At 68.1% G+C, this 15525-nt stretch carries 15 protein-coding genes; 12 read left to right on the top strand and 3 right to left on the bottom strand.

Features of this window, described 5'->3' with window-relative positions; all coding sequences use genetic code 11:
• Window positions 1–295: 295 nt before the first annotated feature.
• Entirely contained in the window at window positions 296–1021 is a 726-nt protein-coding gene (locus tag AC07PF_RS08755) for a FadR/GntR family transcriptional regulator (protein WP_494611580.1), read from the bottom strand.
• Window positions 1022–1143: 122 nt separating this feature from the next.
• Here AC07PF_RS08755 and AC07PF_RS08750 point away from each other — a divergent pair, with 122 nt between their 5' ends.
• The 6 genes from AC07PF_RS08750 to AC07PF_RS08725 all read left to right on the top strand — a co-directional run bounded on the left by AC07PF_RS08750 (window position 1144) and on the right by AC07PF_RS08725 (window position 6883).
• Window positions 1144–1962 carry an NAD-dependent epimerase/dehydratase family protein gene (locus AC07PF_RS08750; RefSeq protein WP_494611579.1) on the top strand — a complete coding sequence of 273 codons (819 nt, stop codon included), beginning with the start codon at window positions 1144–1146 and terminating at the stop codon, window positions 1960–1962.
• An 11-nt stretch (window positions 1963–1973) separates the two neighbouring features.
• On the top strand, window positions 1974–2855 hold the full coding sequence (locus AC07PF_RS08745) for an SMP-30/gluconolactonase/LRE family protein (protein WP_494611578.1): 882 nt from the start codon (window positions 1974–1976) through the stop codon (window positions 2853–2855).
• 46 nt (window positions 2856–2901) lie between these two features.
• Window positions 2902–3879 (top strand): TRAP transporter substrate-binding protein, encoded by a 978-nt coding sequence (locus AC07PF_RS08740; protein WP_007853076.1) that lies wholly within the window; start codon window positions 2902–2904, stop codon window positions 3877–3879.
• A gap of 88 nt (window positions 3880–3967) precedes the next feature.
• Window positions 3968–4456 carry a TRAP transporter small permease gene (locus AC07PF_RS08735; protein ID WP_007853074.1) on the top strand — a complete coding sequence of 163 codons (489 nt, stop codon included), beginning with the start codon at window positions 3968–3970 and terminating at the stop codon, window positions 4454–4456.
• 78 nt (window positions 4457–4534) lie between these two features.
• Complete coding sequence (locus AC07PF_RS08730; RefSeq protein WP_494611577.1) at window positions 4535–5827, top strand: TRAP transporter large permease; 1293 nt, start codon at window positions 4535–4537, stop codon at window positions 5825–5827.
• A gap of 117 nt (window positions 5828–5944) precedes the next feature.
• Window positions 5945–6883 (top strand): DMT family transporter, encoded by a 939-nt coding sequence (locus AC07PF_RS08725; protein WP_494611576.1) that lies wholly within the window; start codon window positions 5945–5947, stop codon window positions 6881–6883.
• 75 nt (window positions 6884–6958) lie between these two features.
• Here AC07PF_RS08725 and AC07PF_RS08720 read toward each other — a convergent pair whose 3' ends face one another.
• Both AC07PF_RS08720 and AC07PF_RS08715 read right to left on the bottom strand, forming a co-directional pair.
• The gene (locus AC07PF_RS08720) at window positions 6959–7810 is read right to left on the bottom strand and encodes a hypothetical protein (protein ID WP_494611575.1); all 852 of its coding nucleotides are present in this window, start codon (window positions 7808–7810) and stop codon (window positions 6959–6961) included.
• A 117-nt stretch (window positions 7811–7927) separates the two neighbouring features.
• On the bottom strand, window positions 7928–8839 hold the full coding sequence (locus AC07PF_RS08715) for a LysR family transcriptional regulator (RefSeq protein WP_494611574.1): 912 nt from the start codon (window positions 8837–8839) through the stop codon (window positions 7928–7930).
• A gap of 127 nt (window positions 8840–8966) precedes the next feature.
• Between AC07PF_RS08715 and AC07PF_RS08710 the strand changes: the two genes are divergently transcribed.
• The 6 genes from AC07PF_RS08710 to AC07PF_RS08685 all read left to right on the top strand — a co-directional run bounded on the left by AC07PF_RS08710 (window position 8967) and on the right by AC07PF_RS08685 (window position 15458).
• On the top strand, window positions 8967–9965 hold the full coding sequence (locus AC07PF_RS08710; protein ID WP_494611573.1) for a Bug family tripartite tricarboxylate transporter substrate binding protein: 999 nt from the start codon (window positions 8967–8969) through the stop codon (window positions 9963–9965).
• A 32-nt stretch (window positions 9966–9997) separates the two neighbouring features.
• On the top strand, window positions 9998–11209 hold the full coding sequence (locus tag AC07PF_RS08705) for a serine hydrolase domain-containing protein (RefSeq protein WP_494611572.1): 1212 nt from the start codon (window positions 9998–10000) through the stop codon (window positions 11207–11209).
• 55 nt (window positions 11210–11264) lie between these two features.
• Entirely contained in the window at window positions 11265–12395 is a 1131-nt protein-coding gene (locus AC07PF_RS08700) for an aldose epimerase family protein (RefSeq protein WP_494611571.1), read from the top strand.
• Between the two features lie 121 nt (window positions 12396–12516).
• Window positions 12517–13074 carry a hypothetical protein gene (locus AC07PF_RS08695; protein ID WP_494605724.1) on the top strand — a complete coding sequence of 186 codons (558 nt, stop codon included), beginning with the start codon at window positions 12517–12519 and terminating at the stop codon, window positions 13072–13074.
• A gap of 139 nt (window positions 13075–13213) precedes the next feature.
• A complete protein-coding gene (locus AC07PF_RS08690; protein ID WP_494611570.1) occupies window positions 13214–13618 on the top strand; it encodes an SRPBCC family protein in 405 nt (134 codons plus the stop codon).
• Window positions 13619–13913: 295 nt separating this feature from the next.
• The gene (locus tag AC07PF_RS08685) at window positions 13914–15458 is read left to right on the top strand and encodes a DegQ family serine endoprotease (RefSeq protein WP_494611569.1); all 1545 of its coding nucleotides are present in this window, start codon (window positions 13914–13916) and stop codon (window positions 15456–15458) included.
• Window positions 15459–15525 lie beyond the last annotated feature (67 nt).

Here is a 15525-nt window from a genome sequence, read left to right as displayed (position 1 = left end):
ACCGGGGCCGCCGGGGAGTCCGGCAGATGTCTGACCTCACAAGGTCCCATGCCGGTCGGTGGCGCGCATTTCGGTGGGGTCATTGGACAAAAACTCCCAGGCAATAAGGCGTGCGCTGGGGCGCGCCAGGGCTTCGGGGCCGGGGCAGCGGACACAACGCGGTGATTTGTTGTATGTCATCGTACAACAAAATGCGAAGTCATGACTTCGGGTTAGTACGGACACGGCCCGAGGGACCGCGCACCGGGGAAGCAGTGGAGCAGGGTGAGGGGGGCGGGGGCCAGGCCCCCGGGGGTCAGCCGGCCTCGGTCTGGGCGCGGCGACGCCGCTCGCGGCTGTTGGCCAGGTGGGTGCGCATGGCCGCGCGCGCGCCATCGGGGTCCTGGCCGACGATGGCGTCGTAGATGCTCTCGTGCTCGCCGTTCACGCGGCGCAGGTACTGGCGCAGGTCGCTCTGGCTGTCGCCGGCCTCGAGCCGCGCGCGCGGGATGATCATGCTGCCCAGCGTGCCCATCAGCTCGGCGAAATGGCTGTTCTGCGTGGCGCGCGCGATCTCCAGGTGGAACTGGAAGTCCGACGCCACCGCGTCGCGCCCTTCGTCCACGGCCTTGGTCACGGCGTCCAGCGCCACGCGCATGGCGGCGATGTTGGCGTCGGTGCGGCGCTGCGCGGCCAGCGCGGCGGCCTCGGTCTCGACGCCGATGCGCAGCTCCAGCACGGCGATCACGTCGCGCAGCGTGCTGAACTGGTCGGGCGTGATCTTGAAGCCCGGCGCCTGCCCCAGGCCCAGCACGAAGGTGCCGATGCCGTGGCGCGTTTCCACCAGGCCCGAGGCCTGCAGCTTGGAGATCGCCTCGCGCACCACGGTGCGGCTGACCTCGAACTCGGCCATGATCGCCGCCTCCGTGGGCAGCTTGTCGCCCAGCGCCAGGCGCCCGTCGCGGATGCGGTCGCCCAGGGATTCAACCAGCTCCAGGGCCAGGGTGCGGGGCTTGCGGCGAAGGGCGATGGCGGTGTTCATTTCTCGGTGTTATCCCTATGTGATCGGGGGGCGCTTGGGAGTACATTGCATTCGCGTTGTACGACAACTGATGACGTGCAACGAAGCATACCGCCACTGTACCAAGAACATTCCGAATTTCCATGCCTTGTCACCCGACACCGATCCGATTCAACCGCCTGCTGCTCACCGGTGCCGCCGGCGGTCTGGGCCGTGAGCTGCGCACCCGTCTGAAGGCCTACTGCACCACTTTGCGCCTGTCCGACATCGCCGAACTGGGTGCCGAGGCCGCCGGCGAGGAAGTGCGCCCCGCCAAGCTGGAAGACGCCGCCGCCATCCACGAACTGCTGGCCGGCGTGGACGCCGTGATGCACCTGGGTGGCGTGTCCACCGAACAACCCTGGGACGCCATCCTGCCGGCCAACATCGTCGGCGCGTACAACCTGTACGAAGCCGCGCGCAAGCAGGGCGTCAAGCGCGTGATTTTTGCCAGCAGCAACCACGTCACCGGCTTCTACCGCCAGGACGAGGTCGTGGGCCTCAAGGATCCGGCCCGGCCGGACGGCCTGTACGGCCTGTCCAAGGCCTTCGGCGAAGACCTGTCGCGCTTTTACTTCGACCGCTACGGCATCGAGACCGTGTGCCTGCGCATCGGCTCCTCCTTCCCCGAGCCGCGCAACCGCCGCATGCTCGCCACCTGGATGAGCTACGACGACCTGGAGCGCCTGGTCGTCGCCAGCCTCACCGCCCCCGTGGTGGGCCACAGCACCATCTACGGCATGGGCGACAACACCACCACCTGGTGGGACAACACCCTGGCGCGCCACATCGGCTACCGGCCACAGGACAGCTCCGAGCCCTTCCGCGCCAAGGTGGAGGCGGCCGACCCGTCGCCTGACCTCTCCGACCCGGCCGTCATCTACCAGGGTGGCCCCTTCGTGCGCACAGGCCCTTTCGAGTGAGCACCCCCGCCATGGAACTGCTGTTGCCCGACCACCGCGACCAGGTGGGCGAGAGCCCGCTGTGGTCTGTCACCGAACAGGCGCTGTACTGGGTGGACATCGAAGGCCGCGCGCTGCGCCGCCTGCGCTGGGCCGATCGCCAGCTGACCAGCTGGGCCACGCCCGAGCGCCTGGCCTGCATCGCCCTGCATGCCGATGGCGGCCTCATCGCCGGCATGGACACGGGCCTCTTTCACCTGCGCCCGGCCGATGACGGCACGCTGGCCTGCACCCCCATCTCGGCCGTGCAGCACCCGCAGGACGGCATGCGCTTCAACGATGGACGCTGCGACCGCCAGGGGCGCTTCTGGGCCGGCACCATGGTGCGCGACATGGCGCTCGCCCAGCCGGCTGGCGGCCTGTACCGCCAGGATGCGCGCGGCCTGTCCGTGCCCCAGGTCGAAGGCCTGGTCACGCAGAACGGCCTGGCCTTCAGTCCCGACGGCGCCACCATGTACCTGAGCGACAGCCACCCCAATGTGCAGAAAGTCTGGACGCTGGACCTGCACGACGATGGCAGCCTGGGCCCCCGGCGCCTGTTCGTGGACATGCGCGAGCTGCCCGGCCGGCCCGATGGCGGCGCCATCGACACCGACGGCTGCTACTGGATCTGCGGCAACGATGCCGGCGTGGTGCACCGCTTCACGCCCGAGGGCGTGCTCGACCGCTCGCTCAGCGTGCCGGTCAGCAAGCCCTCGATGTGCAGCTTCGGCGGGCCCGACCTGGACCTGCTGTTCATCACCTCCATCCGCCCCGGCCAGCCGCAGGGCAACGACATTGCCCACGGCGGCGCGGTCTTCGTGGCCCGCCCCGGCGTGCGCGGGCTCGCAGAAGCCCCGTACCGCGCTGCCTGAGCAGCGCAGCACCGCATACCCCCTTTCAACCCAGGAGACAACCACCATGAACGTTCCCCACCTCTTTGGCCGCGTGGCGCTGGCCGCCGGCATGCTGCTGGGCAGCCTGGCCGCGCAGGCCACCGAATTCCGCTCGTCGGACATCCACCCCGAGGACTACCCCACCGTGCTGGCCGTGCGCCACATGGGCGAGACGCTGTCCAAGGCCACGGGCGGCAAGCACAGCATCAAGGTCTACGCCAAGGGGTCCCTGGGCATCGAGAAGGACACCATCGAGCAGACCAAGCTGGGCGCCATCGCCATGACGCGCGTGAACGTCGCGCCCATGAACAACATCTGCCCCGCCACCATGGTGCCCACCATGCCCTTCCTGTTCCGCGACAAGGAACACATGCGCAAGGTGCTCGACGGCGCCATCGGCGACGAGATCCTGAAGGACTGCGAATCGCAGGGCTTCGTGGGCCTGGCTTTCTACGACAGCGGCGCACGCTCGATCTACACCGTCAAGAAGCCCGTCAAGACCCTGGCCGACGTCAAGGGCCTGAAGGTGCGCGTGCAGCAGAGCGACCTGTGGGTCTCGCTGCTCGAGGCCATGGGCGCCAATGCCACCCCCATGCCCTTCGGCGAGGTCTACACCGCGCTCAAGACCGGCCTGGTGGATGCTGCCGAGAACAACTACCCCAGCTACGAGAGCTCGCGCCACTTCGAAGTCGCCAAGTACTTCAACAAGACCGAGCACTCGATGGCGCCCGAGATCCTGCTGTTTTCCAAGCGCGTCTGGGACACCTTGAGCGCCGATGACCAGAAGGCCATCCGCGCCGCGGCCAAGGAGTCGGTGGGCTTCATGCGCAAGATCTGGGACGAGCGCGAAGAGAAATCCCTGGCCACCGTGAAGGCCGGCGGCGCGCAGATCGTGGAGATCGACAAGGTCGCCTTCAAGACCGCCATGAAGCCGGTGTACGACAAGTTCCTCAAGGACCCCAAGCTGCAGGACATGGTCAAGCGCATCGACGCCGTGCAGTAAGAAAAAGCAGAGCCCTGAGGGCAGGCGGTACCGGGACGCAAGCGCCCGCCGCCTGCCCCTTTCCAGTTGTTGTTATTGAATGTCCACTATGTACACGCGACTCTGCGCTTTCATCGCGCGCACCTGCCTGCAGCTCGGCGTGGGAGGTCTGGTCCTCCTGGTCTGCGCCGTGCTCTACCAGGTCATCGGCCGCTATGTGTTCAACGACACGCCCACCTGGGCCGAGAGCGGCGCCGTGCTGCTCGTGCTCTACGTGACCATGCTCGGCATGGCCGTGGGGGTGCGCGATGCGGGCCACATCGGCCTCGAATCCTTTCTGGTGCTGGCGCCCGACTGGCTGCGCACCAAGCTCGAATTGCTGATCCACGCGCTGGTGCTGCTGTTCGGCGTCGTCATGGCCTGGAACTGCGGCGTGCTGGCCGAGTCGGTCGCGCCCTACAAGATCCCCACGCTCGGTATCTCCGAAGCCTTCAAGTACGTGCCGCCCGCCATGGCCGGCGTGCTGGTGGCCATGTTCTCGCTGGAGCACATCATCGCCATCCTGCGCGGCGTCGAGGTCGAGCCCGCCTGGCATTGAGCGAATCCACCGCCCCTTGTCGATCTTCCTGCGCGCCCATTCCGTCTTCTCCCCGATTTCCACCGAGATTCCACCACCATGGCGTTGACCATCCTCTGCGTGACCTTCACGCTCCTGCTGCTGCTGGGCGTGCCCGTGGCCTTTTCGATCGGCCTGTCGTCGCTGGCCACCATCCTCTACGAAGGCCTGCCGCTGGCCGTGGGCTTCCAGCAGATGATTTCGGGCATGAACCCGTTCTCGTTCCTGGCCATCCCGTTCTTCATCTTTGCCGGTGAGATCATGATGTACGGCGGTATCGCCGACCGCATCGTCAACTTCGCCAAGAGCGTGGCGGGCCACGTGCGCGGCGGCCTGGGCATGAGCAACGTGCTCGCCTGCACGCTGTTCGGCGGCGTCTCGGGCTCGCCCGTGGCCGACGTATCGGCCATGGGCGCCGTGCTCATCCCGCAGATGAAGAAAGAGGGCTACCACACGGACTACGCGGTGAACGTGACCACGCACGCCTCGCTGGTGGGCGCGCTCATGCCCACCTCGCACAACCTCATCATCTTCACGCTGGCCGCCGGCGGCAAGGTGAGCATCGCTGCACTGATCCTCGCCGGCATCGTGCCCGCGCTGCTGCTCACGGTCTGCAACCTGGCAGCCGCCTACCTCGTGGCCGTCAAGCGCGGTTACCCCGCCGGCACCTTCCCCGGCTGGGAGATCGTGTGGATCTCGTTCCGCGCCTCCGTCCCCGGCCTGGCCGTGGTGGTCATCATCATCGCGGGCATCCTTTCGGGGGCCTTCACGGCCACCGAGTCGGCGTCGGTGGCGGTGCTGTGGGCGCTGGTGCTCTCGGTCTTCGTCTACAAGAAGCTCACGCGCGAGCAGTTCCTCAAGGCCGCGTCCAAGGCCGTCAAGACCACGGGCACCGTGCTGCTGCTGATCGGCATCTCGTCCATGTTCGGCTACCTCATCGGCCTGTACGGCGTGGCCGAGCTCACGGGCGATGCGCTCAAGTCCATGAGCACCTCGCCCTGGGTCATCTTCCTGTGCGTGAACATCATCCTGTTCATCCTGGGCACCTTCCTCGACATGGCGGCCACCATCCTGATCTGCACGCCGATCTTCCTGCCCATCTGCCAGCAGTTCGGCATGAGCACCGAGCAGTTCGGCATCGTGATCCTGATCAACTGCGCGCTGGGCCTGAACACGCCGCCCGTGGGCACCACGCAGTTCATCGGCTGCACCATCGGCGGCATCTCCGTGGGTGAGGTGATGAAGACCATCTGGCCGTTCTACAGCGCGCTCATCGTGGCGCTGATGCTCGTGACCTACGTGCCGCAGTTCTCCATGTGGCTGCCGGACCTGGTCCTCAAGGGTGGTGGGTGAAGCGCAGGGGGCCTGGCGGCGAGGCCGGCCCCCTGCGTCTTTTTTTCTGCACTGAGCGATAGCATTCATGAGGCGCCCTCGGGCGCCTCGTTTTACTTTTGACTGAAAGATTTCCGCATGGGGGCTGTTTCCCGTTTCGCCGACCGCAAGGTCCTCGTCGCCGTGGCACTGCTGTGCTGCCTGCTCTGGGGCAGCTCCTACCCCGCCATCAAGACTGGCTACGCCTGGTTCGGCATCGCCAAGGGCGACGTGCCCACCCAGCTCGTCTTTGCCGGCTGGCGCTTCGTCGGCGCCGGCCTGGTGCTGCTGGCCTGGGCCCTGACCAGCGGCCGCAAAATCGTGGCCCTGGGCACCGGCGCGGCGCGCCAGTTGGTGGTGCTGGGCCTGGCGCAGACCGCGCTGCAGTACGTGTTCTTCTACGTGGGCGTGGCGCACACCACGGGGGTCAAGGCCTCCATCATGAACGCCACCGGCACCTTCTTCAGCGTGCTGCTGGCGCACTGGGTGTACCACAATGACCGCCTGAGCCCTGCCAAGCTCTGGGGCTGCGTGGTGGGCTTTGCCGGCGTGATGGTGGTCAACCTGGGCCGTGGCTCGCTCGACCTGGACTTCACCCTGTTGGGCGAAGGTTTCGTGGTGCTGGCCGCCCTGGTGCTGGCCGCCGCCAGCATCTACGGCAAGCAGCTCTCGCAGCGCATGGACTCGGTCGTCATGACCGGCTGGCAGCTGGCCATCGGCGGCGTGGCCCTGCTGGCCATGGGCTGGGGCGCGGGCGGCTCGCTCACCGGCTTCACCCCCGCATCCACCGCCTTGCTGGTGTACCTGGCGCTGCTGTCCTCGGCCGCCTTCTCGCTGTGGAGCCTGCTGCTCAAGCACAACCGCGTGAGCCAGGTCACGGTGTTCAACTTCACCGTGCCGGTGTTCGGCGCCGGCCTGTCGGCCATCTTCCTGGGCGAGGCCCTGCTGGAGTGGAAGAACCTGGTCGCGCTGGTGCTGGTGTGCGCAGGCATCTGGCTGGTGACGCGCGATGCGGGGCAGGGTGGGGCAGGGAAGTGAGGGCGGCCAAGGGCGGGGCCTTGGGTCCGCGAGCGCTTCCATGCGCAGTGCTGCGCCTCGCCGCCCCCGGTGGCGCTATCGGGGCAGGCGGACTATCCCATAGGGGTTGAACTTGAAATCGTCCTCCTCATACGTGGAGGCGAGCGTGTGGGCAGCGCGGCGCTGCTGGAGCACCTGCGCCAGCCCGTGCTGTGCCATCTCATCCGCTACGGCATCCATCAGCGCCACCACCTGCAGCTCCGATCCAAGCGATTGCGGCGCATACACCTCCGGCAAGCCGACCAGGTGAAAGCCCACGCTTTGCAGGTAGCCCTTGTCCGATATCGGGCGCCGGGCGAAGGCCAGGCGGCCCACCCGTTGCTGCGCCAGCAGGTCGCCCGACTGCTGGGCCTGGGCACCCTGGCGCACCAGTTCCCGCCACCGGTCGATCCCGTGCGCGACGCCTGCGCTTTCGCCCTTGGCGGCCACCGCCCCGGCATCGAGCACGCGGCCCACCAGCTGCAGTGCGGCCATCGAGACCTTGACCGTGTCCTTGCGGTCCATGGGCGGTCCCAGCACGTAGAGGACGGAGCGGTGGCTGGCGACCGCCTTTTCGTCCGCCGCTGTCCACGCATTGGGTACCACCCGGTCGCGGTTCACCTCGAAAGACCGCTGCATGCGCGCGTCGGGCTCGGAGAGGGAGTAGTCCTCGTCCGCACTGAACCCGGTCGCGAAATCACGCACCGCGCCCGCCACTGCGGCCTTCAATGGCGCCAGGTTGCTGCTTTTTCCGAGGAAGCACAGCACGTGGCGGGGCTGTACTGACGATGGTGGTTCAGGCGTCGGGGCCGTGGCCTTGCCGCTGGGCGGACGCTCTTCGGGCTTCTGGCCCCAAGCCCCTTTCCAGCCCACGGTGGCTGCAATGCCTGCTGCAATAAGGCGGCGCATGGTGTTCATTTGTCTGTACCTGCAGGTTGATGATGGCGGCGCTGTACGCGTTGCGCCCGGTTTCGCAGCGCATCTTACGGCGGCCACGCCGTGAACAACGCTGCGGCAAGAGGCGCACTAAGCGCCCCACCCGCCCCCCATCCGCTGCGCACAGAAGTCCCGCACCACTTTCAGCGCTGGCGCCTGCGATATGCCCTCCAGCGTGACAAAGGCGAACTGCGAGGTCAGCCGCAGCGGGCGGGTCAGCCGCAGCTCGGCCAGTTCGCCCTGGTCGATGAGCGCGCGGGCGGCTTCGATGGTGCCCAGGAACACGGCGTCGGTGGTGCGCACCACGTCGAGCAGGCAGGCCACCTCGTCCGACTGGATCTGCAAGGCTTCGCTGAAGTGCGCGGTGCGCCCGAAGTGGGCGTTCAGGCTGTGCACGGCCTCGTCGCTCAGGCCCGTGCCGGCCAGCGGGTACTGGCGCAACTGGGCAAACGCCACCTGGGCCGCGCCGTGCAAGGGGTGGCCGCTGCGGCAGACAAAGCCCAGGCGCATGTCGGGGAACAGCTCCACGTCCAGGTCGTCGGCCGGGGGCAGGGTGCGTCGGTGGATTACCAGCGCATCCAGCGTGCGCGCGCGCAGGCTCTGCAGCTGCAGCTCGGCCGGCCCGCTGGAGAGCTGGACGTGGATGCGCGGGTGCTGCGCCAGCATGTGCTGCAGCAGCGGCACGGCCAGCATCGCCGTGGGCGCGGGGCCCAGGCCGAGCTTGGCGCTGCCGATCTCCAGCCCCGCCAGCAGGCTGGCGCTGCGCTTGAGCTCCGACACCTCCAGCCCGATGCGCCGCGCCCGCGCCGCCACCAGCACCCCCAGCGGCGTGAGCGCCTTGCGCTTGCCCGCCCGCTCGATGAGCGGGGCGCCCAGCTCGTCTTCCATGGCCAGGATGCTGCGGCTGAGCGCAGGCTGCGTCAGGTACAGCTGCTCGGCCGCGCGGCTGAAGGATCCGGTCTCGGCCACGGCGAGCAAATGCTCGAACTGCTGCAGGTTCATGGCGGGGCTCCGGTGGGCATTGGCATGAGTAGCGGTAATGCGTTTTCAAATAATTATGCATTGGACGTACTAGCTTCCGGTGCCTAGCATGGCCTGGCATCCACTCATTGCGAAGGCAGCACGCACCATGGCTTCATCGACACATCCTCGCTTCTTTTCTGGGCTGGCTCTGGCGTTGGCCGGCCTTGCGGCCCTGGCGGCCGCGCCCCTGCAGGCGCAGCAGGCCTACCCCACGCGCGCCATCACCGTAGTAGTGCCGGTGGCCGCCGGCGGTGCTGCCGATGGCCTGGCGCGCGCCTGGGCTGACCACATGGGCCGCTCGCTCGGGCAGCCCGTGGTGGTGGACAACAAGCCCGGCGCCAACGGCGGCATTGCGGCCAGCTACGTGGCCAAGCAGCCGGCCAACGGCTACACGCTGCTGTTCGGCAGCACGTCGAACATGTCGCTCAACCGTTTTTCGTACAAGACGCTGGCCTACGACCCGGTGAAGGACTTCGACCCCGTGCTCATGCTCGCAGGCACCTCGCAGGTGCTGGTGGCCAGCCCGGCCTCGGGCATCAAGTCGCTGGACGACCTGGTCAAGCTGGCCCGCGCCAAACCCGACACGCTCAACTACGGCTCGGCCGGCAAGGGCAACTCCACGCACCTGAACGTCGAGTTCCTGCTGCAGCACTTCGGCTTGCAGATGACCCACGTGCCCTACAAGGGCGCTGCGCCCGCCATGGTGGGGCTGATCGGCGGCGAGACCCAGCTCACGGCCGACGCCATCACCAGCGTGGTGCCCCAGGCCAAGAGCGGCAAGGTGGTGCCGCTGCTGGTGTTCGGCAGCCAGCGCTCGCCCGCGCTGCCCAATGTGCCCACCGTCTACGAAGCCGGGCTCAAGGACTTTCCCGCCGGCGGCTGGTATGGCGTGATGGTGCCCAAGGGCACGCCCAAGGAGGTGGTGGACCGGCTCAATACCGAGACGAAGAAGTTCTGGGCCGACCCCGTCGCCAAGGCCCGCATGGACACCCTGTTCATGGACCCGCCCACCGCTCTGGGCCCGCAGGCCGTGGCCAAAACCATGCAGGACGAGGCCGCCGTGTGGGGCCCCATCATCGCCCGCCTGGGCATCCAGAACGAATGAGCGAATGGGCGAACGGCCAACAAGCACCATCCATGCAGCGCGACACCATGACCTCCAACCCACCCCCTGACTCACTGCCCATCGCACCCGCCCGCACCGCCGAGCCCCGCGTGCACCTGCCGCGCAGCGAAGACTTCCTGCTGTGGTCACCCCCCTTGCAGGCCTACGGCTACCGCATCGTCGACCAGCTCTTTGCAACGCGCACCATCCGCCGTGGCAGCGCGCACCGGCCCGTGGTGCGCGGGCCCGAACTGCAGTTGCCGCACTACACCCGTGGCGGCGAGCCGCGCACGGTCGAAGACTTCATGGACCGCAACGCCGTGGCCGGCCTGCTCGTGGTGCGCGATGGCCAAGTGGTGCTGGAGCGCTACGGCCTGGGCCTGCAACCCGGCGAGCGCTGGAGCACCATGTCCACCGTGAAGTCCATGACCGCACTGCTGGTGGGCGCCGCCGTGCGCGACGGCGCCATCGCCAGCGTGGACGACCCCGTGGTGCGCTACCTGCCGCAACTGCAGGGCAGCGGCTACGCCGGCGCCACCGTGCGGCAGCTCATGACCATGTCGTCCGGCGTGGCCTGGTCCGAGGTCTACACCGACAAGCAATCCGACGTGAACCGCTACAGCAAGTCGCTGGCCGACAAGGTGCCCGGCGGCGTGCTCGCCATGTTGCAAGCACTGCCCTCCGAGCACCGCCCAGGCAGCCACTGGCACTACAACACCGGCGACACCTATTTGCTCGGCTGCGTGCTGTGCGCCGCCACCGGCCAGCCCCTGGCCGACTACATGGCCGCCAAGGTTTGGCAGCCCTGCGGCATGGAAGACGACGCCTACTACACCCTCGAATCCGACGGCGGCCAGGAGATCGCCGGCAGCCGCGCCGGCATGTCGCTGCGCGACATGGGCCGCCTGGCCGCCCTGGTGGCTGCGGATGGCGTGGTGGACGGCCAGCCCGTCCTGCCACCCGGCTGGGTAGACGCCATGGCGAAGCGCGCCTTCGACATCCCCGAAGACTTTCACCCCGCGCGCCGCTCGCTCGGCATCACGGGTTATGGCTACGGCTGGTGGCTTACCGACGACGGCGCCATGCTGGCCATGGGCCACTCCGGCCAGCGCATTTATATCCACCGCGCAGAGCAACTGGTGGTGGTGAACCTGGCGGTGTACCCCGAGCCGCGCTACGTGGGCGCGCATGAGCATGATCGGGATGCGGAACTGAACAGCTTCATCCAGGCGTGCAGGGGCTGAAAGGTGCCACCGGGATCTGCCTGCGCCAAACCGGCGCCGCGCATAAACTCGGCGCATGCCCCACACCCTCCACCGCGAAGCATTCCAGCAGACCCTGCACGGCCAGCGCACCGACCTCTACACCCTGCGGGGCGAGGGCGGGCTGCAGGTGGCTATCAGCAACTACGGCGCGCGGCTGGTGCAGATTGCGGTGCCTGACGGGCAGGGCGGCCTGGTGGATGTGGCGCTGGGCTACGACAGCCTGCAGGGCTACCTGGACGGACAGCTCTCCATGGGCGCGCTCATCGGCCGCTGGGCCGGGCGGGTGCGCAGTGGGCAGCTCACGGTGCCTGGCCGCGATGTGCCGCTGGAATTGCCCATCAACAGCGGCCCGCACCACCACCATGGCGGGCCGCGGGGCAGCCGCTTTCAGGTGTTTGCGGTGGACGAGGTGCAGGCCGATGCCCTGGTGCTGAGCCATGTGTTCCGCACCGAGGACGATGGCGTGCCCGGCACGGTGCGGCTAACGGTGCGCATTGCCGTCACGCCCGACAACGCGCTGCAGATGGCCTGGACGGCCGAGGCGGCCGATGCGCCCACCATCGCCAACATCACGGGCCATGCCTTCTTCAACCTGGCGGGCCATGGCAGCACGCACCGCCACCAGTTGCAGATGCCGGCCAGCCACTATGTGCCGCTGGCGCTGGACCTGTGCCCGCTGGGCCAGGTCGAGGAGGTGCAGGGCACGGTCTTCAATTTTCGCGAGCTGCGCACGGTGGGCGAGGCCATTGCCCAGCCGGCCAACCCCTCCAGCGACCAGTTGGCCCTGGCCGGCGGGCTGGACCATTACCTGGTGCTCGACAGCGGCGTCTCGGCCCGCGCACCCTTTGCCCTGCCGGCTGGCACCCCGGGCCTGCGCCTGGCCGCGCGCCTGCGCGAGCCCGTGAGCGGCCGCAGCATGCAGGTGTGGAGCACCGCGCCCGGCGTGCAGGTGTACGCGGGCCACGGCCTCAAGGCCGACCCGGCGCGCGACCGGGGGCGGGGCGGCAATGCCGAGGGCACGGACGGCTGGCTGTGGCAGCCCGGCGACGGCATCTGCCTGGAGCCCATGGAGTACCCCGACGCACCCAATCACCCGGCGTTTCCCAAGCGCTGGCTGGCGCCGGGCGAGCTGGAGCACGGGGCCATCGTGTACCGGTTCATGTAGTGATCCGGGCCTGGCGCTCGGCCACAGCGCCTGCGGTAGCATAGGCCCCTGCGCGGAGCCATCCGCCCCGCAGCCAGGCGCTGCCGTCTGCGACCGACGGAGCCTCCATCTGGCTGCGCCCATGACCACCACCTACCCACCCCTCTTTCCCGCCGCGCTGCAGCAGGCTGCCTTGACGCTGCTCGACGCACATCCCGCCGCAGGGTTTGCGTCGGCAATTCATCCCGGGTTCACCGTCTCCGTGCAGGGGGAGCTGCTGAGTGCTCCTGGCCGCATTTACTGCAAGCCGGGCGATCTGCACGCGGCGATCGCGCAATCCAGCGGTGACCCCCGGTTGCTGGCGCTCAGCCTGGGCACCCGGCACTGGAACGGGTATATCCGTGAGGAGTGCCTGCGGAAGATCGTTGCCGTGGAGCGGCCCTGGGTGGCCCCGTTTGTCGTCCAGCTCCTGGGCGAGTACGTGATCGAGATCGTGGAGGTGATTGCCGCAGCCATCCATGAGCGCGGCTCGGAGCGGCTTGCCGGATTTGCGCAGGAGAACCCACAGTTCATGGCCACCACCCGGCGGCGTGCCACGAGCTACTGGCACTGCTACCACCGCAGCCGCTTTCCGGCGCTTCAGGCCTATCCGGCCATCACGGCACTCGATGCAATCGAGCGCATGGCGCGTGGGGTGTAGCGGCGGTGCGCGCCGTGCCTGCACTGCGTATGTCCGCTCTCTTGGACAGCAAGGGAGTGGATGAAGATGTCCGAATTCGGCGTGTCAAACGGCCAGCTTTCGCGGACACTTCGCCTGTCCAATCAATGCGGAGGCAGTCGTGGCGTACTTCTCTCACACCATTTTGCTCAATGTCGGAGCTGACAAGGCCTGGGATGCACTTCGTGACGTAGGCAACCTGCACACTCGCCTGGTGCGAGGCTTTGTGGTCGAGTGCGAGTTCGACGGCAGTGCCCGCCTCCTGACGTTCGCCAATGGGGTCAGAACAACCGAGCGAATCGTCGCCATCAGCGAGTCGAACCGGCGCGTCTCCTGGTCGGCGATCAGTGAGCGCATTGCACACCATAATGCCTCTGCCCAAGTGGTGCCGGAAGGTCCGGGGTCTTGCCGGTTTATTTGGTCCGTGGACGTGCTGCCCGATTCAATAGCTCCAAGCATCGAGGCAATGGTGCAGGCGGGCCTCCAGTCCATCAAGCTGACTCTTGAGCAAGAAGGTGCCGTCTGACCCCGTCGCTGTGGTGACTCCCATCCTGGCCGATTGCGAAAGTCTGGCTGGTCGTTCATGGCTCTGGATCACCCCCAAAAGCCGACCTACTGAGCTTGAGAAATGACCTGTCCGCAGCAGGCCTTGGCTTGGTTGCCTGCGCGCCTCGCGCACCCACCGTGCCAGCGTGCACAGGTCCAGCAGCTGGCCAGCGCCGATGGGCCGGTTGGGGTCAACCGCCTAAGTTTCGCCTAAGTGTCCGCCGGGAAACTGCCTTCCATCACAGCAAATCTCTTGCTAGGAAAGGCAGACCACCATGAACACCTCCAGCTTTGTCGCATCCACCCCCCGCCGCCTGATCGCCGCGCTGGTGGCCGCAGGGGCCCTGGGCGCCGCGAGCGTCGGGCTCATCAGCGGGCACCAGGCGCGGGCCTCGGCTCCGGTGCCGGCACCCGTGGTGGCGCAACAGGCCGCCTTGCCTTCGGGCGCGGCGCTGCCCAGCTTTGCGCAGATCACCGCGCAGAACGGCCCGGCCGTGGTCAACATCAGCGTGACGGGGACCACCCGCACGTCCCTGAACGGTGGGGACGATGGCGACGACGAGCAGCCCGCCGCGCACCAGCAGCAAAAGCAGCGCCAGGCCCCCGGCATCGACCCCGATGACCCGTTCTACGAATTCTTCCGCCGCTTCGGCGTGCCCGGGGCCGGTGGCCGCGGTGCGCAGCCCAACGTGCCCACGCACGGCCAGGGCTCGGGCTTCATCGTCAGCCCCGATGGCCTGGTGCTGACCAATGCCCACGTGGTCAAGGGTGCGAGCGAGGTGATGGTCAAGCTCACGGACCGGCGCGAGTTCCGCGCCAAGGTGCTGGGCGCCGACCCCAAGACCGATGTGGCCGTGCTCAAGATCGACGCCAAGAACCTGCCCACGGTGCGCCTGGGCAGCACGCGTGACCTGCAGGTCGGCGAATGGGTGCTGGCCATCGGCTCGCCCTTCGGCTTCGAGAACAGCGTGACCGCCGGCGTGGTCAGCGCCAAGGGCCGCTCGCTGCCCGACGACAGCCTGGTGCCCTTCATCCAGACCGACGTGGCGGTGAACCCCGGCAACTCCGGTGGCCCGCTGTTCAACGGGCGTGGCGAGGTGGTGGGCATCAACTCGCAGATCTACAGCCGCTCGGGTGGTTACCAGGGCGTGTCGTTCGCCATCCCGATCGAGCTGGCCGACAAGATCAAGTCGCAGATCGTGGCCACCGGCAAGGTGCGCCATGCGCAGCTCGGTGTGGCCGTGCAGGAGGTGAACCAGGCGTTTGCCGAGTCCTTCCAGCTCGACAAGCCCGAGGGCGCGCTGGTGGCCAGCGTCACCAAGGACAGCCCGGCCGACAAGGCCGGCCTGCAGGCGGGCGACGTGATCCGCCAGGTGGACGGCCAGCCCATCGTGGCCTCGGGCGACCTGCCGGCCTGGGTGGGCCAGGCCCAGCCCGGGCAGAAGGCGCGCCTGTCGGTGTGGCGCCATGGCAAGCCCGTGGAGCTGACCGCCACCCTGGGCGATGCCAGCGACAAGGGCAAGGCCGTGGCCAAGGCCGACGAGGCCGTGGGCAAGGGCCAGTTGGGCCTGTCGCTGCGCCCGCTGGACGCCGATGAGCGCCGCGAGGTGGGCGTGGCCGCCGGCCTGGTGGTCGAGCAGGCGCGCGGCCCGGCCGCCGCCGCCGGCGTGCAGCCCGGCGACGTGCTGCTGGCCATCAACGGCGCGCCGGCCAAGGACATCGAGCAGGTGCGTGCGGCCATGGCCAAGGCGGGCAAGTCGGTGGCGCTCTTGATCGAGCGCAACGGCGACAAGATCTTTGTCCCTGTGCGCCTGGGCTGATCGTTCCCGCATGAAAGGGGCTGCTTCGGCAGCCCCTTTTTCCATCCATCTTTCTTTCGCTATGCTT

Source organism: Acidovorax sp. GW821-FHT10A04, from assembly GCF_059415825.1.
Note: the sequence above shows the minus strand (reverse complement) of the source record. Positions and strands in the feature narration are given on the sequence as shown.

Bases quoted from the DNA above. Each gene is read 5' to 3' on its own strand.
- AC07PF_RS08755 (WP_494611580.1), bottom strand. From the start codon at position 1,021: ATGAACACCGCCATCGCCCTTCGCCGCAAGCCCCGCACCCTGGCCCTG.
- AC07PF_RS08750 (WP_494611579.1), top strand. From the start codon at position 1,144: ATGCCTTGTCACCCGACACCGATCCGATTCAACCGCCTGCTGCTCACC.
- AC07PF_RS08745 (WP_494611578.1), top strand. From the start codon at position 1,974: ATGGAACTGCTGTTGCCCGACCACCGCGACCAGGTGGGCGAGAGCCCG.
- AC07PF_RS08740 (WP_007853076.1), top strand. From the start codon at position 2,902: ATGAACGTTCCCCACCTCTTTGGCCGCGTGGCGCTGGCCGCCGGCATG.
- AC07PF_RS08735 (WP_007853074.1), top strand. From the start codon at position 3,968: ATGTACACGCGACTCTGCGCTTTCATCGCGCGCACCTGCCTGCAGCTC.
- AC07PF_RS08730 (WP_494611577.1), top strand. From the start codon at position 4,535: ATGGCGTTGACCATCCTCTGCGTGACCTTCACGCTCCTGCTGCTGCTG.
- AC07PF_RS08725 (WP_494611576.1), top strand. From the start codon at position 5,945: ATGGGGGCTGTTTCCCGTTTCGCCGACCGCAAGGTCCTCGTCGCCGTG.
- AC07PF_RS08720 (WP_494611575.1), bottom strand. From the start codon at position 7,810: ATGCGCCGCCTTATTGCAGCAGGCATTGCAGCCACCGTGGGCTGGAAA.
- AC07PF_RS08715 (WP_494611574.1), bottom strand. From the start codon at position 8,839: ATGAACCTGCAGCAGTTCGAGCATTTGCTCGCCGTGGCCGAGACCGGA.
- AC07PF_RS08710 (WP_494611573.1), top strand. From the start codon at position 8,967: ATGGCTTCATCGACACATCCTCGCTTCTTTTCTGGGCTGGCTCTGGCG.
- AC07PF_RS08705 (WP_494611572.1), top strand. From the start codon at position 9,998: ATGCAGCGCGACACCATGACCTCCAACCCACCCCCTGACTCACTGCCC.
- AC07PF_RS08700 (WP_494611571.1), top strand. From the start codon at position 11,265: ATGCCCCACACCCTCCACCGCGAAGCATTCCAGCAGACCCTGCACGGC.
- AC07PF_RS08695 (WP_494605724.1), top strand. From the start codon at position 12,517: ATGACCACCACCTACCCACCCCTCTTTCCCGCCGCGCTGCAGCAGGCT.
- AC07PF_RS08685 (WP_494611569.1), top strand. From the start codon at position 13,914: ATGAACACCTCCAGCTTTGTCGCATCCACCCCCCGCCGCCTGATCGCC.